This is a genomic window from Phytohabitans houttuyneae (assembly GCF_011764425.1).
In the GTDB taxonomy this organism is placed as follows: Bacteria; Actinomycetota; Actinomycetes; order Mycobacteriales; family Micromonosporaceae; genus Phytohabitans; species Phytohabitans houttuyneae.
Map to the genome: position 1 here is coordinate 1,687,875 of NZ_BLPF01000002.1, position 21,260 is coordinate 1,709,134.

The 21,260-nt window shown below is 68.9% G+C and carries 10 protein-coding genes; 5 read left to right on the forward strand and 5 right to left on the reverse strand.

Annotated elements, in window-relative coordinates; genetic code table 11:
* Nucleotides 1–308 precede the first annotated feature (308 nt).
* The 3 genes from Phou_RS30880 (at nt 309) to Phou_RS30890 (ending at nt 9,987) form a co-directional block, all read left to right on the forward strand.
* Complete coding sequence (locus Phou_RS30880; RefSeq protein ID WP_246273975.1) at nt 309–7,211, forward strand: polymorphic toxin-type HINT domain-containing protein; 6,903 nt, start codon at nt 309–311, stop codon at nt 7,209–7,211.
* An 18-nt stretch (nt 7,212–7,229) separates the two neighbouring features.
* A complete protein-coding gene (locus Phou_RS30885) occupies nt 7,230–7,838 on the forward strand; it encodes a hypothetical protein (RefSeq protein ID WP_173062441.1) in 609 nt (202 codons plus the stop codon).
* Nucleotides 7,839–8,292: 454 nt separating this feature from the next.
* Complete coding sequence (locus Phou_RS30890; protein ID WP_173062444.1) at nt 8,293–9,987, forward strand: hypothetical protein; 1,695 nt, start codon at nt 8,293–8,295, stop codon at nt 9,985–9,987.
* Between the two features lie 72 nt (nt 9,988–10,059).
* Here the strand turns inward: Phou_RS30890 and Phou_RS30895 are convergent, their stop codons facing one another.
* Entirely contained in the window at nt 10,060–13,836 is a 3,777-nt protein-coding gene (locus Phou_RS30895) for an nSTAND1 domain-containing NTPase (protein ID WP_173062447.1), read from the reverse strand.
* A gap of 135 nt (nt 13,837–13,971) precedes the next feature.
* Here Phou_RS30895 and Phou_RS30900 point away from each other — a divergent pair, with 135 nt between their 5' ends.
* Nucleotides 13,972–14,658, forward strand: a complete 687-nt coding sequence (locus Phou_RS30900) for a LuxR C-terminal-related transcriptional regulator (protein ID WP_173062450.1) — start codon at nt 13,972–13,974, stop codon at nt 14,656–14,658.
* A 143-nt stretch (nt 14,659–14,801) separates the two neighbouring features.
* On the opposite strand, the gene Phou_RS30905 is transcribed toward Phou_RS30900, so the two are convergent.
* From Phou_RS30905 to Phou_RS30920, 4 genes are all read right to left on the reverse strand, one after another.
* Nucleotides 14,802–18,281, reverse strand: a complete 3,480-nt coding sequence (locus tag Phou_RS30905; RefSeq protein ID WP_173062453.1) for a discoidin domain-containing protein — start codon at nt 18,279–18,281, stop codon at nt 14,802–14,804.
* A gap of 251 nt (nt 18,282–18,532) precedes the next feature.
* Complete coding sequence (locus tag Phou_RS30910; RefSeq protein WP_173062457.1) at nt 18,533–18,724, reverse strand: hypothetical protein; 192 nt, start codon at nt 18,722–18,724, stop codon at nt 18,533–18,535.
* Nucleotides 18,688–19,791 carry a chymotrypsin family serine protease gene (locus Phou_RS30915; protein WP_173062460.1) on the reverse strand — a complete coding sequence of 368 codons (1,104 nt, stop codon included), beginning with the start codon at nt 19,789–19,791 and terminating at the stop codon, nt 18,688–18,690. The genes Phou_RS30910 and Phou_RS30915 overlap by 37 nt, the downstream gene beginning before the upstream one ends.
* A 107-nt stretch (nt 19,792–19,898) precedes the next feature.
* Nucleotides 19,899–20,561 (reverse strand): response regulator, encoded by a 663-nt coding sequence (locus tag Phou_RS30920; protein WP_173062463.1) that lies wholly within the window; start codon nt 20,559–20,561, stop codon nt 19,899–19,901.
* A 152-nt stretch (nt 20,562–20,713) separates the two neighbouring features.
* Between Phou_RS30920 and Phou_RS30925 the strand changes: the two genes are divergently transcribed.
* Complete coding sequence (locus Phou_RS30925; protein WP_173062466.1) at nt 20,714–21,259, forward strand: hypothetical protein; 546 nt, start codon at nt 20,714–20,716, stop codon at nt 21,257–21,259.
* Nucleotide 21,260: the final 1 nt, after the last annotated feature.

A 21,260-nucleotide genomic window follows, 5' to 3' on the forward strand; every position in this document is an offset into this window, starting at 1 on the left:
CGCCGCCAAGTCTGGTGCCGGCGGGCCCAGCTAACCAGGCCGAGCCGCAATGCGGAATATCGATCTGAGCGATCTGTTCCGTTCAGGTTTTGCGTTCACATTCGCCCCTCTCAACCCGCCCCGAACCGTTACCGTTCCGTGATATTCAAACTGAAGAGTGCATCGACCCCGCTGTGCGAGAGTGGCGCCGCCGGTGGCCTGAGATCACTCCCCGGGCCGCGGTTCGGCGTTTGTCCACTCTGTACGGATGTGGGGACTCGATGGTGTGGTCGCGCGCAAGTCGTGGTTTTCGAGGGTGGACGAGGCCGGTGGCGTTGGTCGCCGCGGCACTGGTGATGACGCTGACAGCGACGACCGCTCCGTCGTCGGCGGCGCCCGTCACGCGGGAGGCGTCGCGGCCCGCCGCTCCGGCTACCTCGCCCGGCCCCGCGGTCAACGCGGTCAAGCCGCTGGAGTTCCGCTTCACGAGGCCGCGTGACGCGGCGGCGGAGAGCTTCACACCGAAGGCGACGGTGTGGCCGAAGGCGTCCCGCGTGTCGATGAGCCTTGCGGCGCCGGTCGCGAAGGCGAAGGAGGGCGCGGTCGCGCGGGCCGCGGGCGCCCCGGTGTGGGCGAAGGCGGTCGCCGGCAGCGACGGCCGTTATGCGGGGCCGGCGGCAGTGGACGCGGCGGTGCTGGACCAGGCGGCGGCGCGGGCAGCGGGTGTGGACGGTGTGTTGTTCACGGTGGCGCCGGCGGGTGGTAGCGGCGGCCAGGTCCGGGTGGGTTTGGACTACGGCGGGTTCGCTGAGGCGTTCGGCGGCAATTACGGTTCGCGGCTGCGGCTGGTGCGGCTGCCTGCCTGTGCGGCGACGACGCCGAAGGTGGCCTCCTGCCGCCAGGCCACGCCGCTGGAGTCCCGCAACGATGTCGCGGCACGGAGCGTGTCGGCGTCGTTGACGCTGGCGGGGCCGGCGGTGTTCGCCGCGGTGGCGTCGGCTGGTGAGGACGGTGGTGAGGGTGGCACGTACGCGGCCACTGATTTGAAGCCGTCGGGGTCGTGGTCGGCGGGTGGGAGTACGGGTTCGTTCACGTATTCGTATCCGATCGCGTTGCCGCCGGGTGCGTCGAGCCTGGCGCCGAAGGTGGAGCTGGCGTACGACTCGGGCAGCGTGGATGGGCAGACGGCGGCGACGTCGGCGCAGGCGTCGTGGGTGGGTGACGGTTGGTCGACGCCGAAGTCGTATATCGAGCAGACGTTCACCTCGTGTGCGGATGAGCCGGGTGGCAGCCCGGCGCCGGAGCCGATCGCGGATCAGTGTTACAACGGGCCGATCCTGACGATGTCGTTGAACGGCAGTACGACGGCGTTGGTGTGGGACCAGGCGGCGGAGAAGTGGCGGCCACAGGTCGAGGACGGCTCGGTCATCACGCACGTGGAAAACTCGGGCAACGGTTCGGGTACGTACAACTCGGACTACTGGCGGGTGACGGCGCGGGACGGCACCGTTTATGAGTTCGGTCGTAACCGGCTGCCGGGGTGGTCGGGGCAGCCGGCAACGAACTCGGTGGACAAGGTGCCGGTGTACTCGCCTCGTGCTGGTGATCCGTGTTTCAGCTCGTCCGGCTTCTCCGCGTCGTGGTGCGACATGGCGTACCGGTGGAACCTGGACCATGTCGTCGACTCGCGTGGCAACGCGATGGCGTACTACTACAAGCAGGACGTCAACTTCTACGGCCGCAACGATGGTGCGGTCGACGAGGACTACGTGCGGGACAGCTACCTGGACCGGATCGACTACGGCTTCCGGGCCGGTGGGGCGTACGGCACGGTGCCCAACCAGGTGGTGTTCGGCACCGGCCCGCGGTGCGTGTCGGGCACCTGCACCCCGCTGGGCGAGTCGACGAAGGCGAACTGGCCGGACGTGCCGTACGACCTGGTGTGTGCGTCCGGTGTGGACTGTGACGTGTGGACGCCGTCGTACTTCTCCACCGTGCGGTTGACGTCCATCACGGCGCGGCAGTGGTCGACGGCGTCGTCGTCGTATGTGCCGGTCGACTCGTACGCGTTGACGCAGACGATCCCGCCGACGGGTGACGGTAACGCGCCGACGTTGTGGCTGTCCTCGATCGCCCGGACCGGGCATGACATCACGGCGGGTGGTTCGACCGAGGCGATCACGTTGCCGACGGTGTCGTTCACGAGCATCAAGCTGCCGAACCGGGTGGATCCGGCCGGCCTGACCGCGTTCTACCGGCACCGGGTCGAGACGGTCACGACCGAGACCGGTTCGCTGATCACGGCCAGTTATGAGCTGCCGCAGCCGTGTACGGCGACGGGCTCGCTCAACCCGGCGACCAACACCAAGTCTTGTTATCCGGTGTACTGGACGCCGGATGGGTATACCGAGCCGTTCCGGGACTGGTTCCACAAGTACGCGGTCACCCGGGTCACCGCCACCGACCCGACGGGCGGGTCGCCGTCCGCGTCGACCAGCTACGTCTACGTGGGTGGTGCGGCGTGGCGGTACGACGAGAACGAGGTGGTGAAGAAGAAGTACCGCACGTACGGGCAGTTCCGCGGCTACGGCACCGTCAGAACGTTGGCCGGTGACGGGGTTAACGATCCGCAGACCCAGTCGCAGAAGACGTACTACCGCGGCATGTCGAAGAACAACAGCACCACCGTGGTCAATGTGACCGACTCGGCCGGCGGGGTGCACGAGGACCTGGACCAGCTGTCCGGCCGGGAGCTGGAGAGCACCGCGCATCTGGGTAAGGACGGGCCGGTCGACAGCTCGACCATCACCTCCTACTGGGTGTCGGCGAACACGGCCAGCCGTTCCCGGACCGGGCTTCCCGCGTTGACCGCGAACTGGGTCGCGCCGGTGCTGACCTACACGCGGCAGGCGGTCACCGGCAGCGGGGCGACGACGTGGCGGTACACGGCGACGGACCACAGCTACGACGCTTCCGTCACCTCACCGACGGTCGGTGTGCTCAAGCACAGCTACAGCCACACGGTGCCGCCGAACCCCGCCTACGACCGGTGCACCACGAACACGTTCGCCCCGGCCAACACCGGCAAGAACCTTGTGGACCTCAAGTCGCAGGTGGAGACCGTGGCGGTCGCCTGCGGCGGCTACACGGCGGGTTCGCCCGCGTCCGTCCCGGGATCGGTCAACACGCTGACCGCGCCGTCGACGGTCAGCCGGCCCGCGCAGGTGGTCTCCGTCGAGCGCACCTTCTACGACGACACGTCCTGGTCCACGACGTTCCCACAGGCGGCCGCGCCGACGGCCGGCAACGTGACGATGAAGCGCAATGCGTCCGGCTACACGGGCGGCGCCTACACGTGGCAGACCGCGGCCCGGTCCACCTACGACAGCTACGGCCGGCCAGTCGACACCTACGACGGCAACGGCAACAAGACCAGCTTCGGGTACACCACAAACGCCGTCGGGCTGACGACCGCGGCGACCATCACGAACCCGCTGTCGCAGACCACCACGAGCACGATGAACACCCCGCGCGGGCTGACCAAGACCACCACCGACCCGAACGGCGTGGTCACCACCCAGCACTACGACGCCCTCGGCCGCGCGACCGCCGTGTGGCTGCACTCGCGGTCGACGTCGGTGTCCGCGAACTACAGGTTCGCCTACCAGGTCCTCAAGGACGGCGTCACGGCCACCACCACGTCGACGCTGAACGACTCCAGCGGCTACGTCGTCTCCACGACCGTCTACGACGCGCAGCTGCGGGTGCGGCAGACGCAGGCGATGACGCCACAGTCCGGGCGGATGATCACCGACGCGTTCTACGACTCCCGCGGCTGGGTCCGATCGGCAAACAACGGGTGGTGGCATCCTGGCTCGCTGCCCAACCTCACCCCGGTCCGGCCGGACCAGGTGAGCCCGCCGCCGCAGCTGCCGAACCAGAACTTCTACATCTACGACGGCCTCGGCCGGGTCGTCATCGACGTCGCCGCCAAGAACAACGTCGAGGTGTCGCGGACCACGACGGTGTACAACGGCGACCGGACCACCGTCATCCCGCCCGAGGGCGGCGTCGTCAAGACCACGGTCACCGACCCGCTGGGCCGGACCAGCCAGCTGATCGACTACAGTGCCCGGCCGACGCTGAACACGCCGGCCAACACGTTCACCGGGATCTTCTCCGTCACCGGCGGCACGGCGGTCACATCCGGCTACGGGTACGACGGCCACGGCAACAACAACAGCATCACCGACGTCGACGGCAACGCCTGGACGTCCACGTACAACCTGCTCGGCCAGGTCACCGCCAAGAGCGACCCGGACGGCGGCGACACCACCGGCATGACCTACGACGGCAACGGCAACCTTCTCCAGGCCACCGACGCCCGCCTCAAGACCACCTCCACCACCTACGACGCCCTCAACCGCCGCACCGGCCGGTACGCCGCCGCGACCGCGTCACAGTCCGCGAGCAACCAGCTCGCCTCATGGGTGTACGACAACTCAAACAACGCCATCACCGGCATGCTCTACCCGATCGGGCAGCTGACCGCCGCGACCGCCTACTGGGGCGGCCAGGCGTACACCGTGCAGCAGAACAACTTCAACGTCTTCGGCAAGTCCACGGGCCAGACGGTCACCATCCCGACCACCGAAGGACTGCTGGGCGGCACCTACACCTACCTCTACCAGTACACGACCACCACCGGGCTGCGGAGCCGGACGGTCTTCCCCGCCAAGGGCGCACTGCCCGCCGAGACCGTCAACCAGGGCTACGCCACGGCCTTCGACCTGCCCAGCACCCTCGGCGGGCTCGGCGGCTACGCGCAGGGCGTCACCTACGACGCGTTCAGCCGGGTGAACCAGCAGACGATCGGCAGCGCCGTACCGAACCGTGGCTTCGTCACAAACACGTACGACGAGCACACCGGCCGGCTCACCGACCAGCTGGTCACCCGCATGGGCACCACGCCCGGCGACGTCGACAAGCAGCACTACGACTACGACAAGGCCGGCAACCCGCTGCGGCAGGTCTCCACAAGGCTCGGCGCGACAACACCGTCGGAGACCCAGTGCTTCCGGTACGACGGCCTGCAGCGCCTCACCAAGGCGTGGACCGCGACGGACAACTGCGCCGCGGAGCCGACCCCGTCCAGCCGCGCCATGGTGGGCAGCGGCCTGGGCAGCAGCAGCGCGTACTGGACCGGCTGGGAGTTCGACCTGGTCGGCAACCGCACCAAGCAGACCAGGTACTCGACCACCGGCGGCAGCGACACCACCACCACGTACGCCTACGACGGCAACGGCGCCGACCAGCCGCACACCCTCACCAGCAGCGCCACCACGGGTGCCACGCCCGGGTCGGCCACGTACGGCTACGACGCCACCGGAAACACGACAAGCCGCAACGCCGGCAACGGCAACCAGACCCTCACCTGGAACGACGACGGCCAGCTGACCGCCGTCACCGGCAGTACCGCCGGAAACAGCACCTTCCTCTACGACGCCGACGGCGGACTGCTGATGCAGAAGGACCCCGGCGCCAACACCCTTTACCTGCCGGGGCAGCAGCTCACCCTCAACACCTCCACCCAGGCCATCACCGGCGCGCGGTACTACCCGCTGCCCGGCGGGGGACAGGTCGTCCGCACCGGCAGCGGTACCAACTTCAGCTTCGTCATCTCCGACCGCCAGGGCACACCCACCCTGTACCTGAACAGCACCGCGCAGACGCCGACCTGGCGGCAGTACACCCCGTACGGCGAGTCACGCGGCGTCATCTCCGCCTGGCCGGACAACCGCGGCTTCCTCAACAAGCCCATCAACCCGACAACCGGCCTGACGAACGTCGGCGCCCGCGACTACGACCCGGCGGCCGGACGCTTCATCTCCGTCGACCCGGTCATGGACCTCACCGTCCCGCAGCAGTGGAACGGCTACGCCTACAGCGAGAACAACCCCATCACCTTCAGCGACCCGTCCGGCGAACGGTCCTGCTCCGACGACGTGTGCGCGCCCGGCGCCGACTACACCGACATCAACGGCGACTACGTCGACTCGCCCGGTCACAACGACGGCTGCGGCGGCTGCAGCGGCAGCGAAGACCCCTACGCCGACTCGCCGAACCGCAACCGCCTCGGCCGCGTCGTCGTCATCCCGGACAACGTCAACAAGGAGGAGTTCACCCGGATCTGGCGCAACAACCTGGCCAAGTACGCCAAGTCGAACGGCCCGTTCTACAACGAGAACGACGCCATCGCATTCGAGCTCTACTTCGCCATGCAGGTCTGCGACATGATGGGCCGCAGCGAGTGTGGCGACGCCTGGTACGAGTCCCTGTACTTCGGCTTCATCGACGCCTTGGTCGCCGGCGGCCTGCCGATGGACGACAAGTCACTCGGCCAGGGATTCATGCTCGGCCCGAACGGCATCCAGGCCAAGCCGAAGTCGCGCGACGGCTGCAACAGCTTCAGCGCGGACACCGAAGTGCTGATGGCTGACGGCTCCACCAAGCCAATCAGCGAAATAGAGATCGGCGACCAGGTCTTCGCCACCGACCCGGAGACGGGCGAGGAAGGGCCCCGCACGGTCTCCCAAGTCTGGAAACATCAAGACGAGCTGCTCGGCTTGGAGGTCAACGGCGCGCGGCTGACCACGACCGAGGATCACCCGTTCTGGAACGAGACGGATGGCCAGTGGCAGCGGGTCGATGCGCTCGACGCCGGAGACCAACTCCTGGCCCCCGATGGCCGCACCATCACCGTGATCGGTTTGATCAGCGGCAGTCAGTACGTCGCGGCGGCCTACAACCTCAGCGTCGATGGCATCCATACCTATTACGTACTCGCGGGCGGCACGCCGGTACTCGTTCATAACCTGGGACCGTCGAGTCCGGCCGCCGGTGCTGCTGGCACCCAGATGCTGATAAACGATCTGGAGTCCCGTGGATACCGGATTCGAGGAACCGAGATCAGTATGAGAGCGGCGAATGGCGTAACTGTTCGCTTCGACGTCGTGGCGGAGAAGAACGGTGTGCTGTCGGTCTACGACGCTAAGAACGGCCCGACGGCCGGTTTCACAAAGAACCAGGGGTCTCGCGGCGGGTACGCGTCGGTCGAAACGCGTGGCGGCACCTTCTTCGGCCCGAATGCGCAGAAGGCTGGCCTAGCTGGCACCACGTTGGGGCCGACCCGAGTGAACATCGCAGGATTCGGCGGTTACCCTTACTGCTAGCCCGAAGGGGGTGCGAGGATGACGCTGGAGAAGGAGAGCCAGGACGCATGCGCGTCCGCCTTGAGGCGGTACGGCTTCGCACCCAGGCGACGTGGGCTCCTGCTGCAGGCGCGAGACGTCAAAAGCGTCACCGGATGGCTTGGTCTCAATCTGGCGACATGGGGCCTGCCAGCGAAGATACAGATCAACCCAGTCGTAGGTGTCAGGCATGTCGCACTTGAGAAGGCGCTGGTCGATCTGGCCGGCTGGAAGGCTCCGGTTGCGTGCGTGTCGAAGCCCCTGGGTTACCTGATGCCTCAAAACACATTCATGCAATGGGACTTCCTGGCGGACGGTGACCTCGGTGCGGTAGCGGAGGACTTGGCGACGTCCGTCGTGGGCTATGGTCAACCGTTCATCGACAAGTGGGCGAGTTGGGAGACCTTTTCGACGGAGATCGGAGAGGCTGGGCTTCTGCTCGACAACCAAAGGTGGTTTGTGTTGCCGTTGGTCGCCGCGATCAACGGCGAGCGGCAGCGGGCAGAGTCGCTCATCGGGCAAGAGCTGGCTCGTGTTGGTGACGCGCCCGACGCCTATTCGCAGGCGTATCGTGAATTCGCCCAGGGTTTCGCGACAAGAGGCCTTTAGGGAGTGTCTCAGTTGGTGGCCTTGGCCCAGCGGCGGTAGCAGAGCCGCTTCGACGCGGCCGGCCGCCTGCCGCACGCCGGCCGCCGCCGCCCGCTGCCCCACCCAGCGCGACCCGGATGATCTACCACCGTGGGACGGAATGCTTTCGATGGCCGGACCTGCGGGCGTAGGTCGTCGGCCAGCAGCAGCTCTTTCTCGTCGGGCGCTTGGCGTACCGCGGGGGTTGTACGGCGGCACGCGGCTGCAGCACAGGTTGTAGCCGCATATCAATCCGCTGCTGGATGCGTTCATGTCAAACCACTCATTAACGTGGCGTGAGGGCGTGAAGAACGGGAATGCGCATTTCAAACGCTACAGGACCGTGCACGGTCAACTCCTCATCTGAGTCATTTCCCCTAGGAGGACTCTCTTGTCTCGAGCTCAACTGCGGTCAATGTTTATGTCCACTCTCACTGTGTCGATCGCGTTCGTCACGGCACTCGTGGCTCTGGTCGCGGTGCAAGGTCAGCGGGTCGCACGCGCCGCGCCGCCGGCCGCGGACCATTTCGTGCCGCTCAGCCCCACGCCTTTGCTCGACTCCCGCAATGGCACGGGGACCGCCGCGGCGGGCAGGATCGCGGCCAACGCCGCGGTCACCTTTCAGGTGGCTGGCCGGGCCGGCATCCCGGCTTCGGGTGTATCGGCGGTGGCGCTGAATGTCATCGCGATCAATCCAGCGGCGTTCGGGTGGCTGACCGTCTACCCCTCCGACGTTCCCACCACAACCTCCACCCTGACCTACAGCGCCGGCGAGACAGTGGTGGTCGAGGACTTCACCCGCCTCACCTCCACCGGTGCGATCACGATCAAGAACAACGGTTCCGGTGACGTCCATCTCGCGGTTTCGGCCGACGGGTACTTCCTGGCCGCCTCCGGCACGGCCGCCGGCAACGAGTACTACCCGGTGAGCACCGAATACCTCTACGACACCCGACCGGCGCACAGCACGGGGTCGCCGGCGAGGACGACGCCCATCCCGGCGAACTCCACGGTCACCTTCGCCGTGACGGGGCAGAAGTCCATTCCGGCAAGTGGCGTCAGCGCCGTGGCCCTCAACGTGGTCGCCGCCCACCAGACGGTGGCCAAGGGCTGGCTGTCGCTCTACCCTTCCGACAAGCCCGATCCCATGGTGTCCTCTGTGGACTACAATCCGAACGAAGGCAGCAGCAGCCTCGAGGTGGTCCCGCTCACCGGCACCGGCCAGCTCAAGCTGACCAACCATGGCGCGGCGGAGGTCCACGTGTCGATCACGACGCGCGGATACTTTCTGGGCGCTGCCGCCGGTGACGGCTCGACATACAAGCCCGCGGCGACGCAGATCCTGCTCCAGACGCTGGACGGCACCGGCGTCGAGGGTGGTGGCACTCAGCCGCTGGCGGCCGGAGCGACGATCGCCTTCGACGCGACCCGCCTCGCGGGCGTCAGGCCGGACGAAGTAACCGCCGCTGGGATCAACATCAATGCGCGCCAGCCGACCGCGCAGGGCTGGCTGTCCGTGTACGCGGCCGATGCGGAGGACCCGAGTATCTCCAGCGTCACCTTCGACTCGGGTGGCGAATCAACCCATGGCTTCGACCTGGCGATTCCCGACGCGACCGGAAAGCTGAAGATCACAAACCACAGCAGCGGGACCGTTCACCTTCAGGTTTCCACGCGCGGCTACTACATCGAGCTCGACGATCCGGACAGCAGCCCGGAAACAGTCGAGGCGATCAGCGCGGAGGATGCCGAGGTATATACGGCGGAAGACGGCGCTTCCGTTGCCGCCACCTTCCGTGACATCACCAAGTCGGCGTCCTGCACGTACGGCTGGGCTCGGATCACTTACCGGAAATACAGCACAGGCTCGGTCAAACTCCGCTGGGTGGAAGGCCACGTCTACCAGGTAACTGGATGGAATGGTGGCCAGTTCGACACGTGGCGCGGCCATGGCGGAGCCACGACTTACTGGTTTGCCGATACGTATCTCGACGATGCCACCTGGAACGACAACCAGATCCCTGACCGTTACCCAAGCGTCAGTAACGCCAAGCCTTATGTAAAGTTTCAGGCCGGCATAACGAAGGCGTTTGTGACCTACAAATGCAAGGTGTACATCCGCATGACGTGAGCGGGTAATTCGCGGGCATTGGGCTGCTCTGGGCGCCACTGCCTGGAGCAGCCCACCGTATCGCGGTCTCCGTTATCGCTCGTTCGAGGGTCGGGGGCAGTCGTCCGGCCGCGACTCGTCCGGCAGGTAGGTGATGCGCTCCTGGCGGGTGAGGTTGCGGCCGATCGCGTGGCAGATCTCGGCGACTGCGGTGGCGGCGTCCGGTATCGGGACGCTCCACAGCTGGACGCCTTCGCTCCCGCCCGCCGTGGCGATGGTCTTTCCGTCCGGGCTGAACACCACTGTGGACATGGAGTTGGGGGCTCCGGTCAACGTGGCTCTCGGCCGGGTGGTGGACACGTCCCACAGGCGCAGGGTCCCGTCGCCGCTGCCCGTGGCGAGGGTGCGACCGTCCGGGCTGAACGCCATCGACGTCATCGCGCTGTCCAGATTGACACTGCGGGCCAGGACAGCCCGAAGCCGGCCAGTCTCCACATCCCACAACCGGGCACCGTCGAGGTTAAAAGTGGCGAGCGTACGGTTGTCCGGGCTGTACACCACCGACACAGATTGGGCGGTGTGCCCACCCAGGACCGCCTTTTCGGCGCCTGTGGCCGCGTCCCGTATCGTTGCGCGGCCCTGACGGGAGCCGGTCGCCATGGTACGTCCGTCAGGGCTGAAGGCCACCGACACCACCTGCCCGAAGTCACCTCGCAAGGTGGTCTTGGCCTGTCCGGTCCGCGAGTCCCACAACAAGATGGCGTCCTCCCGTCCGCCGACGGCGAGCGTACGCCCGTCCGGGCTGAAGGCCATCTCCGGTATGAAGCGACCACGCAGGCTCGCGATACGACCCGTGACCGAGTCCCACAGCCGTACGCCGCCATCCAACCCGATGAGGGCCAGCATCCGGCCGTCCGGACTGAACGAGACTCGAAGCACCTCGTCGACGCGACCGTCCAGCGCGCTGGCCAGCGGCCGGCCGGTGGCCGGATCCCAGAACCGCACGGCACCCTCGGGCGGGCCGGTGGTGGCGAGCGTGCTGCCGTCGGGGCTGAACGAAACCCCGTGCGCCGATGCGGTCTCGCGGCTCGGCAGGACGGCGCGGGGGCGGAGCAGGGTGAGCTTCCACAGCCGCGCGGTGTGGTCGTCGCCGGCGCTGGCGAGGGTCAGCCCGTCGCGGCTGAACGCCAGCGAGTTCACGATGCCGGCGTGGCCGTGCAGCTGCACCCGCGGCTGCCATGTGGCGGTGTTCCACAGGCGGAGGAACCCGTCCGTCGTAGCGGCCGCGAGGGCGGCTCCATCGGGGCTGAAGGCCAACGCGCTCACCTCGGCGGTGTGTTCGTCCGTTTCGGTGCGCAGCTCGCCGCTGGCTAGGTCCCACACCCGCACGCTCCCGCCGGCGCTGCTCGCCGCGAGGCGACCGTCCGGGCTGTAGACGATCGCCGCCGCGTCCTCGAAATCCACGTGCGCTACCGCTCGGGGCCGCCCGGTCCCGATATCCCAGCGGCTGGTGTCGCCGTCCCGGCCGCCGGCGACGAGCGTCCTCCCGTCCGGGGTGAACCGCAGGGCGAAGGCCCCTTCACTCCGGCGATCGAAGACTCTCCGCAGCCGGCCGGTGGCCCCGTCCCACAGGCGCACCCTGTCGTCCCCGCCGGTGACGAGCGTGCGCCCATCCGGGCTGAAAGCCACCGACGGAGTTCCGACCGGCCCGCCCGGCAGCGTGGCTCGGGTCAGTCCGGTGGCGACATCCCACAACCGCGCCGGGCCGCCCACCCTGCCGACGGCCACCGTCCGCCCGTCCGGGCTGAAAGCGATTGACGACACTGCGCCGGTACGGTCGGCGAGAACGTGGCGCGAACGCCGGGTCGCGACCTCCGTCAGCCGGACGGTGCCGTCTTGATCGCCCGTCGCCACCGTGCGGCCGTCCGGGCTGAGAACCACAGCGGTCACCGCGGATCCGTGTCTGGTCAGGCTGCGATACTGCGGCAGCGCCGCGGCGGCGTACACGCTGTGGGTGGCCTCCGCGGTGGGGCTTGTCCGGTAGGCGCGGACGGCGAGCAGCGCGGCTAGGTCGGGGTCGCTGCCGATCAGGCTGTCCGATGTGGCGGCGATCAGCCGGGACAGCGCCACCCGCTGCGAGGCCGCGGCGTTCTGCCGCTGCCAGAAGGCCACGTTGGTGGCCACCAGAGCGGCCACCAGCAGGCCGACCAGCACCGCGGTGAGGCGGCGGACGCGGCGTTTGCCGGCTTTCTGGCGCCGCTGACTCGCGACCACGAACGTCGCGGTGTCCGCCGGCAGGCGGCGCCGCGCCGACCAGTCCAGACCATCCGCCAGCAGGCTGCCGGAGAGCAGGTCGTCCGGGTCGCGGCTGGCGGCCCACCGGGCATGCTGCTCAGCGGTGCGGCGCAGCCAGTCCTGGAACCGGTGATCCTGGCCGACCCACTCGCGCAGCCTGCTCCAGTCCCGGATCAACGCCTCGTGCACCAGTTCGGCGACCGCGACGCCGTCAGTACCCTCGAAGTCTTGATTGGTGGCGCGGACCGTGCGGGTCGTCACGACCCGCTGCGCGGTCAACGCCGCGAGGACCGCGTCCGCGTCCGCGGCCGCTTCGCCGTCGGTCGCCAGGTCGCGCAACACCGGCAGGGGTACCTGTTGCCGCACCGCCGGAATGTGGTGGACGTCGTCGGCGGGACGCACCAGGGCGGTGAGCATCCGCCGCGCGATGCTGTGCTGCTCGGCCGGAAACTCGTCGACGACGGCGTCACACCAGGTCGCCACGCTCCCGGCGACGCCACCGGCGCGCTGGTACGCCTCGTGGGTGAGCCAGCCGTCCCGGCGCCGCCGCCACACCTGCAGCAAGGTCAGCTCCAGCAGTGGCAGCACGGTGACCGGGGCCTGTCGGGCCGGAGCGGTCCTGGTGTCGGCGGCCAGCACGTCGGCGACTATCCGTTCCGCGAGCCCTTCCTGGCAGCGAAGTCCCACGTCCGCGGCCGGTTCGACGATGATGTCGCGCAGGTCCTGGACGCCCAACGTGGCGGGCACGTTGACCAGCCCGCTGCCCAACGCGTCCAGCAGCTCAGGGGCCAGCGCCGCCAGGCGGGGGTAGAAGTCGTCGCGCATCACCAGCAGCACGCGGCCGGACTGAGCGCCGATCAGCGCGGTCAACCGGTCCAGCACCTTGTGCGCGGCCTCGCGGTCGCCGTCCGGCGCGGTCAGCAGCTCCTCGAACTGGTCGACGACCAGCAGACCGTCGACCGGCTCGGCCAAGCGGGCCGGCAGGCCCGGCCCCGGCCCCGGCCTGGTCAGCGCCGTTGGCCACAGGTCACTGCCGGGCAGCCCGCCCGCCGCCAACGCCGGCAGCACCCCCGCGGCGACAAGCGACGACTTGCCCGCCCCGGACGGCCCGAGCAGCAACAGCCCGCGCCGCGGACCGGCCAGCGCGGCAAGCACCCGCTGCACCGCGTCGGCCCGGCCCTGAAACCAGCCGGCATGCTCGGCGGTGAATGCCTCCAGCCCCCGATAGGGGCACACGTCCGGGATGCCGGGGTGGACCGCCGAGGCGGCGGCGGGCAGCCGGTCGGCCGTGACCCGCTCCCACGCCGTAGCCCAGGCGCCGGCCTGGGCGGGATCCACACCCAGCGCGAGCACCACGCGGTCCAGCACGTCCAGTGGCATCACGGTCCGGCCGGCCAGGTAGTTCGCCAGGCTGCTCCTGGGCACTCCGGTCGCCGTCGCGAGATCGCGCAAGGACAGTCGAGCCTTGCCATGGCGGCGCGCGGCGGCCACTCGCAGCCGGTTCAACCGATCCAACAGCTCCTGCTCGGTCGCCGACCCGGCCGGGCCGGGCGCTGCCACCGCATCCTCAGCCACCGCACCACCCTCCCACAGGGTGTCCAGGGTTGACCGTGGACGTCCACGACCGCCACAAGGCGCCGCCGCGGTTGCCATCCTCTCCGCACGTCGTGTGCTGGAACGGGGTGTGGATGGAAAGGAACGGGGGTGTGGATGGGAAGCAACGGGGAGCCCACGCGGGTCGTCGTCGTGGATCCGCAGGTCCTTGTCCGGTCGGGTCTGGCCGCGTTGCTCGGCGCCGCGCCCGGCATCGATCTCGTCGGTGAAGCCGCCACCAGCGAACAGGCGATGGACCTCGTCGCGACCGCCCGCCCCCAGGTTGTCCTCATGGACATCCGCGTACCGCGCATCGGCGGTGTCGCCACGACCCGGCAGATCGTCGCCGACGGTAGGGACGACCGGCCCCACGTCATGATCCTCGCCGACGTGGGCCTGGACGACCACATACCGGACGCCCTCCGTGCGGGAGCCAGCGGGTTGCTGCACAAGGACACCCCGCCCGAACGGCTGCTGGCCGCGGTCACCACCGTCGCCGCCGGCAACATAATCGTGGCGCCACCCACCGTCCACAAGCTCATCGACTCCTGTACCTCCGCCGCTCCCCACGATCTGTCGGTGCTGACCGAGCGGGAACAAGACATTCTGCGGCATGTCGCGAAGGGTCTGTCCAATATCGACATCGCTACCCGGCTCGCGATAGCTGAGGGCACCGTCAAGACCCACGTCAACCGGGTGATGGCCAAGCTGAACGTCTCCAGCCGGGCCAAAGCCGTCGTCATCGCGTACGAATCCGGACTCGTCACGGCTCGATTTACGCGGGACCAGGGACCGAGCCGGTGATCGACGAGACCGTGACGACGGTGTTGCCGAGCGCGCTGGGCAGGGTCGCGCCGGCGACTGTTTCCGGTCTGCCAATGGGTCACCTGCGTCCACGCGGTACGAGGGGAGGCGGCGCGCCCGCGGGCACGCCGCCTCCCGCCGCGTCAGCTCATCGGCTCCACCCAGATGTTGCGGTAGAACAGGTTCGCGCCCGGATCGCCGTGGTCCTGCAGCCGGATCGGGCCCACGGAAGGCCCTTCCGCCGCGCCGTTGCCGGTGGGCCCGTCGATCTGGACGTTGTTGTGGACGGTCACGCCGTTCCACACGACGGTGACGCGGGCGTTTTCCGTCTTGGCGCCGGAGGCGTTGAAGCGGGCGGCGCGGAACGTGACGTCGTACGTCTGCCACGTCTGCGGTGCGGTGGCGGCGTTGACCAACGGCGCGATCTTGCCGTAGATGGAGCCGCACTCGTCGTTGGCCAGCGTGGTGTCGCCGAACGAGTCCAGCACCTGCAGCTCATAGCGGTCCTGCAGGTAGATCCCGCTGTTCGCCCGCGCCTGCCCGGTGACGTCCGAGGGCAGGTTGGGCAGCCAGAACTCGATGTGCAGCCGGAAGTCGCCGAAGGCCTGCCGGCTGCGGATGTCGCCGCCGAGCACCTCGACTCCTCCGTTGCCCAGCGGCCAGGTCACCGCGCCGCCGTTGCTGCCCACGAAGTTGTTCATGTTGGTCCCGTCGAACAACACCACGCGTCCGGGGTTCGTGGCGGTGCCGTACGCCTCGAACTCGTAGATGCGTGCGGCGGTGTCGGTGGTGCTTGTCGGTGCGGTGATGTTGAGGCGTATGTACCGTGCCTGGGTTGCGGTGATGCTGTGTGTGGTGGTGCTTGCCGTGTTGCCGGTGACGGTCGCGACGGTCGTCCAGGCGGTGCCGTTGGTGCTGACCTGGATGGTGAAGTCGCGGGTGTTCCAGGCGGTGTTCTCGCCGCCGGCGCCGGCGTGCTTGACGACGAACTGGCTCACCGTCTGCGTCGAGCCGAGGTCGACCTGCAGCCACTTGGTCGTCCCCGCCGAGCACCACTTGTCGGTGTTGCCGCCGGTGGTGCTGCCGTTGACCGCCTGGGCCGGGCCCTCGGCCGCGCCGCAGGAGCTGTCCGCGGTCGCCGGCTTGCCCAGCGCCAGGTTTGTCGTTGGCGGCGCGGCACCGCCGTACGCCTCGAACTCGTAGATGCGGGCGGCGGTGTCGGTGGTGCTTGTCGGTGCGGTGATGTTGAGCCGTATGTACCGTGCCTGGGTTGCGGTGATGTTGTGTGTGGTGGTGCTTGCCGTGTTGCCGGTGACGGTCGCGACGGTCGTCCAGGCGGTGCCGTTGGTGCTGACCTGGATGGTGAAGTCGCGGGTGTTCCAGGCGGTGTTCTCGCCGCCGGCGCCGGCGTGCTTGACGACGAACTGGCTCACCGTCTGCGTCGAGCCGAGGTCCACCTGCAGCCACTTGTTGGTGCCCTGCGAGCACCACTTGTCGAGGTTGCCGCCGGTGACGGTGCCGTTGACCGCCTTCGCCGGGCCCTCGGTGGTGGCGCAGGAGCTGTCCGCGGTGGCCGGCTTGCCCAGCGCCAGGTTGGTGGCCGCCTGCTGGCCCGGGATCGCGTTGAGCGTGTACCAGACCTCGGTGCTCCACAGTGACTGGCCGTTGGTGGCGGCGAACGGCTTGGGCGAGCGGATGTGCACGACCCGGCCGGCCTTGAGGCCGTTGATCGCCAGGGTGACCTTCTTGCCGTCCGCCGACAGCGTCGCCGAGCTGACCGCGAGGGTCTCCTCGTCGACCTTCGGGCCGCCGTAGGCCGCGGTCGGCACGTAGCGCCACTGCTTGACCCGGTACTTGGTGGCAAGCGCGGTGGCGGTGGCGGTCGACAGCGGCTGGGTGTACTCGATCTCGAAGCCGCCCGGCAGCGCCCGCATCGCCAGCATGTCGAACGGGTTGCTGCCGTTGGGGGTCAGCTTCTGCAGCCCGTACGTCAGCTTGCCGGTCTGGCCCCAGTTGCCGCCCGCGCCGAGCCCACCGACGTAGATCGCGCCGTCCGGGCCGAGGTTGACCTCGGAGACGCCGGCCTCCAGGCCCTGGGTCATCCGGAACAGGGCGCCCTGGTACTCGCCGTTGACCTTCTCCAGGAACGCCCGCTGCAGGCCGCCGTACGTGACGTCGCCGATCACGAACTGGCCGGCGAACGTGCCCGAGGGCAGCAGCAGCGGCGTGCTGGGCGAGTTGGCGATCTCGTTCTGCGGCATCCACAGCACCGGCGGGGTCGCCGGGTTGGCGTCGAACGGGCCGGCCGGGTTCATGTAGTGGTTGAAGAACCGGTCCTGCTTGATGTGCAGCAGTTTGGACGAGGGCAGCCAGCCGCCCTGGTTGTCGGTGACGAAGATGCCGTTTTCCGGACCCCAGCCGATGCCGTGCGGGGTGCGCAGGCCACCGGCCATGTAGGTCACCGCGCCGTTGGAGCGCTGGATCCGGATGGTGGTGCCGCGGTTCGGCGCGGGCTGGGGGTTGGTGGTCGCGCCGCCGTAGTCGATGCCCACGGAGAGGTTCACGTAGAAGTACCCGTCCCGGTACAGCAGGCCGAACGCGAACTCGTGGAAGGTACCGCCGTAGGGCCAGGTGGCGACCGTGTCGTACCGGTCGGCGACCTCGTCGCCGTTTGTGTCGACGAGCGCTGTCAGCCGCTGCTTCTCGGCGACGTACACGGTGCCGTCGACGATCTTCAGCCCCATGGGCTCCTTGAGCGCGCTGCCTATCCGCTTTGTCGTCACGTTGCCGGGACTGGTGCTGCCGCCGGTGTTGCCGAGGATCCACACCTCGCCCGCCTGCGACGTACCGGAGTCGTCGCTGCCGCCCCAGGTGCTGATCACCAGGCGGCCGTCCGGCAGCCAGTCCATGCCGGTGACCTTCGGCTGGAAGGTGCCGGGCCGCAGGTTGGTCAGCGTGTACCCGGGGTGGACGCCGGTCAGCTGCAGGCCGTCGCCGGGGGAGTCGCCGGCGCCCTCGCACTCCTTGCGGCCCGGCGCGGTCACCCGCACGACGCCGGCGTCGGTGCTGAGCACCGAGTTGGGCACGAGGGTGAACGCGGACGCGCCCGGAGGCCGCCAGTCGAGCGTGAGCTGCTGCCCGCCGTCGCGCTCGAAGTGCTCGATCCGCAGGGAGTGGTACCCGGCGGTGAGGTTGATCGTGCCCTCCATCGGGGTGGCGCCGTGCAGGCCGTCGTGGTTGATGACCAGGGTGTCGTCGATCAGCAGCCGCGAGCCGTCGTCGCTGGTCAGCCGGAAGGTGTAGCTGCCGGCCGTGCTGATGTTGACGTTGCCGAGGACGTGGGCGAGGAAGAAATTGTCGAAGCCGAAGTCACTGACTGCCGACCAGTTGACCGTGGGCATCAGCTTGTCCACGTTGGGCGTCTGTCCTGACTTGAGGACGCACAGCTCGTTGAGCGGGGTCTGCAGGTCGAAGACCCGCAGGGTCACGCCTGGTTCCTGTGGTGGGGGAGCGGCCTGCGCCGTCGCCGTCGGGGCGGCGGTGACCGTCAGCGCGGCGGCCAGGGCCACCAGCGCCAACCTGCTCGGACGGCGGACCTGCCGCCATCGCTGCCAACTGCCCATCGCTTCTCCTTGAGCGGGAGGGGGCGGCGACGGCGGCAAGGCCAGCGGAAGACGGCGTCCACGTGGGACAACGTTGTCATGGCGATGCCGCCGTCACCCGCCGGAGGGAAACGGGGATCCTTCATTGCGAACGACGTGGGCATCGCCGAATGGCCAACAGTCGTGTCCGACACGCTAAGAGACTTCTGTCGCCGTGTCCAGATGTTCCGTCGATATATCTGCAACTTTGATTGAATGCTCGAAAAGTGCCGTCAGACACGCTCGATCCGGGTGGAGCTGACGCGATCGTTCCAGCCGTCGTCGACCAGGAAGGCATCGTCGGCCGTCTTTGTGATCGATGGGCCGGTGTGGTTGTTCGCGTCGAACAGGATCGCGCGGTAGCCGGCGGGAACCCGGCGCGAGGAGATCAGGTTGTCGGCCGAGTGCACGATGTAGCTGCCCACGTCGAGCGTCCGCCACAGCGCGCCGTAGTCGCAGTCGTTGTGGAAGGAAACGCCGGAGGCGGGCTCGTGGTGTTGATCGTGCCGCAGGTGTAGCCGGTCGTCCGGCCGAACTTGCAGACCGAGCTGCCCACCGCCTGCGCCGCGCGCAGCCGGATGCCCGTGATCGGCCGGGTGGCCCCGCTGAAGTTGTCCCGGATGACGTTCGTGAGGGTGCGGCCGACGGCGCTGTGCCACTGGATGTCGTACGGGCCTGACGGCGCCCGCTCGGCCTCGAACGTGGTGGCGACGTTGCCCGACGAGGTCTGCACCGACCCCGAGTTCGGCGCGTGGCCGGCCGCGGTCACGCCCATCCGCCCGTCGGAGTCGCGGCGCACGGTGAAACCGGTGGTGCTGATCGCGCCGCCGCCGACGATCTCCAGTCCACCGTGGACGTTCGCCTCCTGGGCCGGCAGGTCGGCGACGGTGACCACGTCCACCCGCCCGGAGGCCGGGCTCATGCGGGTGGCCGCGCCCACCGCGCCGGTCGCACGGGCGTGGTCCTCGGCCTTGACGTAGATCTCGACGCGGTTGTCCCGGAGGTTGATCGAACCCGAGACCGGGGTACCGGCGGCGCGCACGCTCTCGTACGCCACCTTCTGCTCCGCGACGAGCTGCGCGAGCGGGGTGTCGGCCGCCCGCGCCCGCGCCACACCCGCCAGGACGCCGCCCCGCACATGGCGGGCGAGGGTCTGCTCCGCGTCGCGGGTGAAGCGCACGACCACCCGTACCGCCGGGGTGTGTTCGATGTAGAGGCCGGCGAACGTGGCGGCCTCGGCATCGGTCAGGCGCGCGTTCAGCGTGCCGGCGGCTTCCTGGATCCGGAGCCGGCGCAGCGCCTCCCGCTCGCTCACGCCGTACGTCCGCGCATATCCTTCGATGTCACGTTGGGTGGCCTCGGTCGGCGCCGCGTCCGGCGTCCCAGCCGGCGCCGGTGCCGCCTGTGCCGGCGCCGTGCCCGGAGCGGCCAGCTGGGCCGCCACGATCAACGCGGCGAGGGTGGTTGCTCTGCGTGGGTTGCGAGATCTCATGTCTCGTTTGTTCCATCGCGGGTCAGCGCCCAGCAAGCGTCGGAAATCCGGCCATTGATGGCCGTCGTTGCGAGTCGTAAAGTTCCGCGGGCCGGACGATCAGGGCGTCATCGGCCGCGGGTCACGAACCCGGTTTCGTAGGCGACCACCACCGCCTGCACGCGGTCGCGGATGCCGAGCTTGGTGAGGATCCGGGCGACATGGGTCTTCACGGTAGTCTCCGCCACCACCAGCTCGGCCGCGATCTCGGCGTTGGAGAGCCCGCGGGCGATGAGGCGGAGCACGTCGAGCTCGCGTTCGGTCAGCGGCGCGAGCTGCGGCGGCGTCCCGCCGGTCGGTGCCGGCTCGGCGAAGCGCTCCACCAGCCGCTGGGTGATCGACGGCTCGATGAGGGAGTCACCGGTCGCCGCGGCGCGGACCGCGGCGATGAGCCGGGTCGACGGCGCGTCCTTGAGCAGGAAGCCGGCCGCGCCGGCGCGGAGGGCGCGGTAGATGTACTCGTTCTGGTCAAAGGTCGTGAGCACCACGATCGTGGGCGGGTCCGGATGCCGCAGGATCTCCTCGGTGGCGGCCAGGCCGTCGAGCTGGGGCATCCGGATGTCCATCATGATCACGTCGGGCTCGACAAGCTGGGCCTGGCGGATCGCCTCGGTGCCGGTGTCCGCCTCGGCGACCACCTCGATGTCGCCCTCGGCCTCCAGGATGACCCGGAAGCCGGTGCGCACGAGCGTCTGGTCGTCGGCGATGAGCACGCGGATCTTCTCGGGCATGTCCGCGATTGTGCCCGGCCGCGTCTCGTCACCGGGTCATCCCTGCGGAGGACGCGGGCCCCGAACATCGTCCTTGCGCCAGACGAGGGCCACATCGCCTTTTTCCTACCGTCGTGGCACCTGAACGAACCCGCAGCGAAAGGCAAAAGACCATGAACGCGACTCTCAAGGGAATCCGGCCCATCGACTACGTGCTGGCCGGGCTTCTGACCGCCGCCGGCGCCCTTCTCATGTACGGGTACATCGCCTGGGACGGCACGGACCTGCCGCATCCCCCGTCATCCTCGTCGTGGGCGGCGCTGCCGGCCTTCGTCCTCGTGACGCTGCCGGTCCTGTGGCGCCGCCGCCACGTCCTCGCGGTCATCGGCGTGAGCGCCGCCGCGACGGCCGCTCACGTGCTCGCGTTCGGCTGGGTCACCCGCTGCGGTGTCGTGCTGCCGCTGTCGTTCGCCCTGGCGTACTCGGTGGCCCGGTTCGCCCGCGGCTGGAAGCAGCACGTGGCCGGCCTCGCCGGTATCGGCGCCATGCAGCTCGTGATGCTCGTCCGGGACGCGTCGATCGACACGGTCGCCGGGGCACTCCCGCTGGCGATCCCGCTCGCCGCGCTCTTCTACGGAGCCGGCCTCGTCGTCCAGAATCGGGTCAGCAAGAAGCAGCCCGCGGCGCTCACGCCGGCCGCCCACCCCGCGGCCGTGTGAC

Bases quoted from the DNA above. Each gene is read 5' to 3' on its own strand.
- Phou_RS30885 (WP_173062441.1), top strand. From the start codon at position 7,230: ATGACGCTGGAGAAGGAGAGCCAGGACGCATGCGCGTCCGCCTTGAGG.
- Phou_RS30900 (WP_173062450.1), top strand. From the start codon at position 13,972: ATGGGAAGCAACGGGGAGCCCACGCGGGTCGTCGTCGTGGATCCGCAG.
- Phou_RS30905 (WP_173062453.1), bottom strand. From the start codon at position 18,281: ATGGGCAGTTGGCAGCGATGGCGGCAGGTCCGCCGTCCGAGCAGGTTG.
- Phou_RS30915 (WP_173062460.1), bottom strand. From the start codon at position 19,791: ATGAGATCTCGCAACCCACGCAGAGCAACCACCCTCGCCGCGTTGATC.
- Phou_RS30920 (WP_173062463.1), bottom strand. From the start codon at position 20,561: ATGCCCGAGAAGATCCGCGTGCTCATCGCCGACGACCAGACGCTCGTG.
- Phou_RS30925 (WP_173062466.1), top strand. From the start codon at position 20,714: ATGAACGCGACTCTCAAGGGAATCCGGCCCATCGACTACGTGCTGGCC.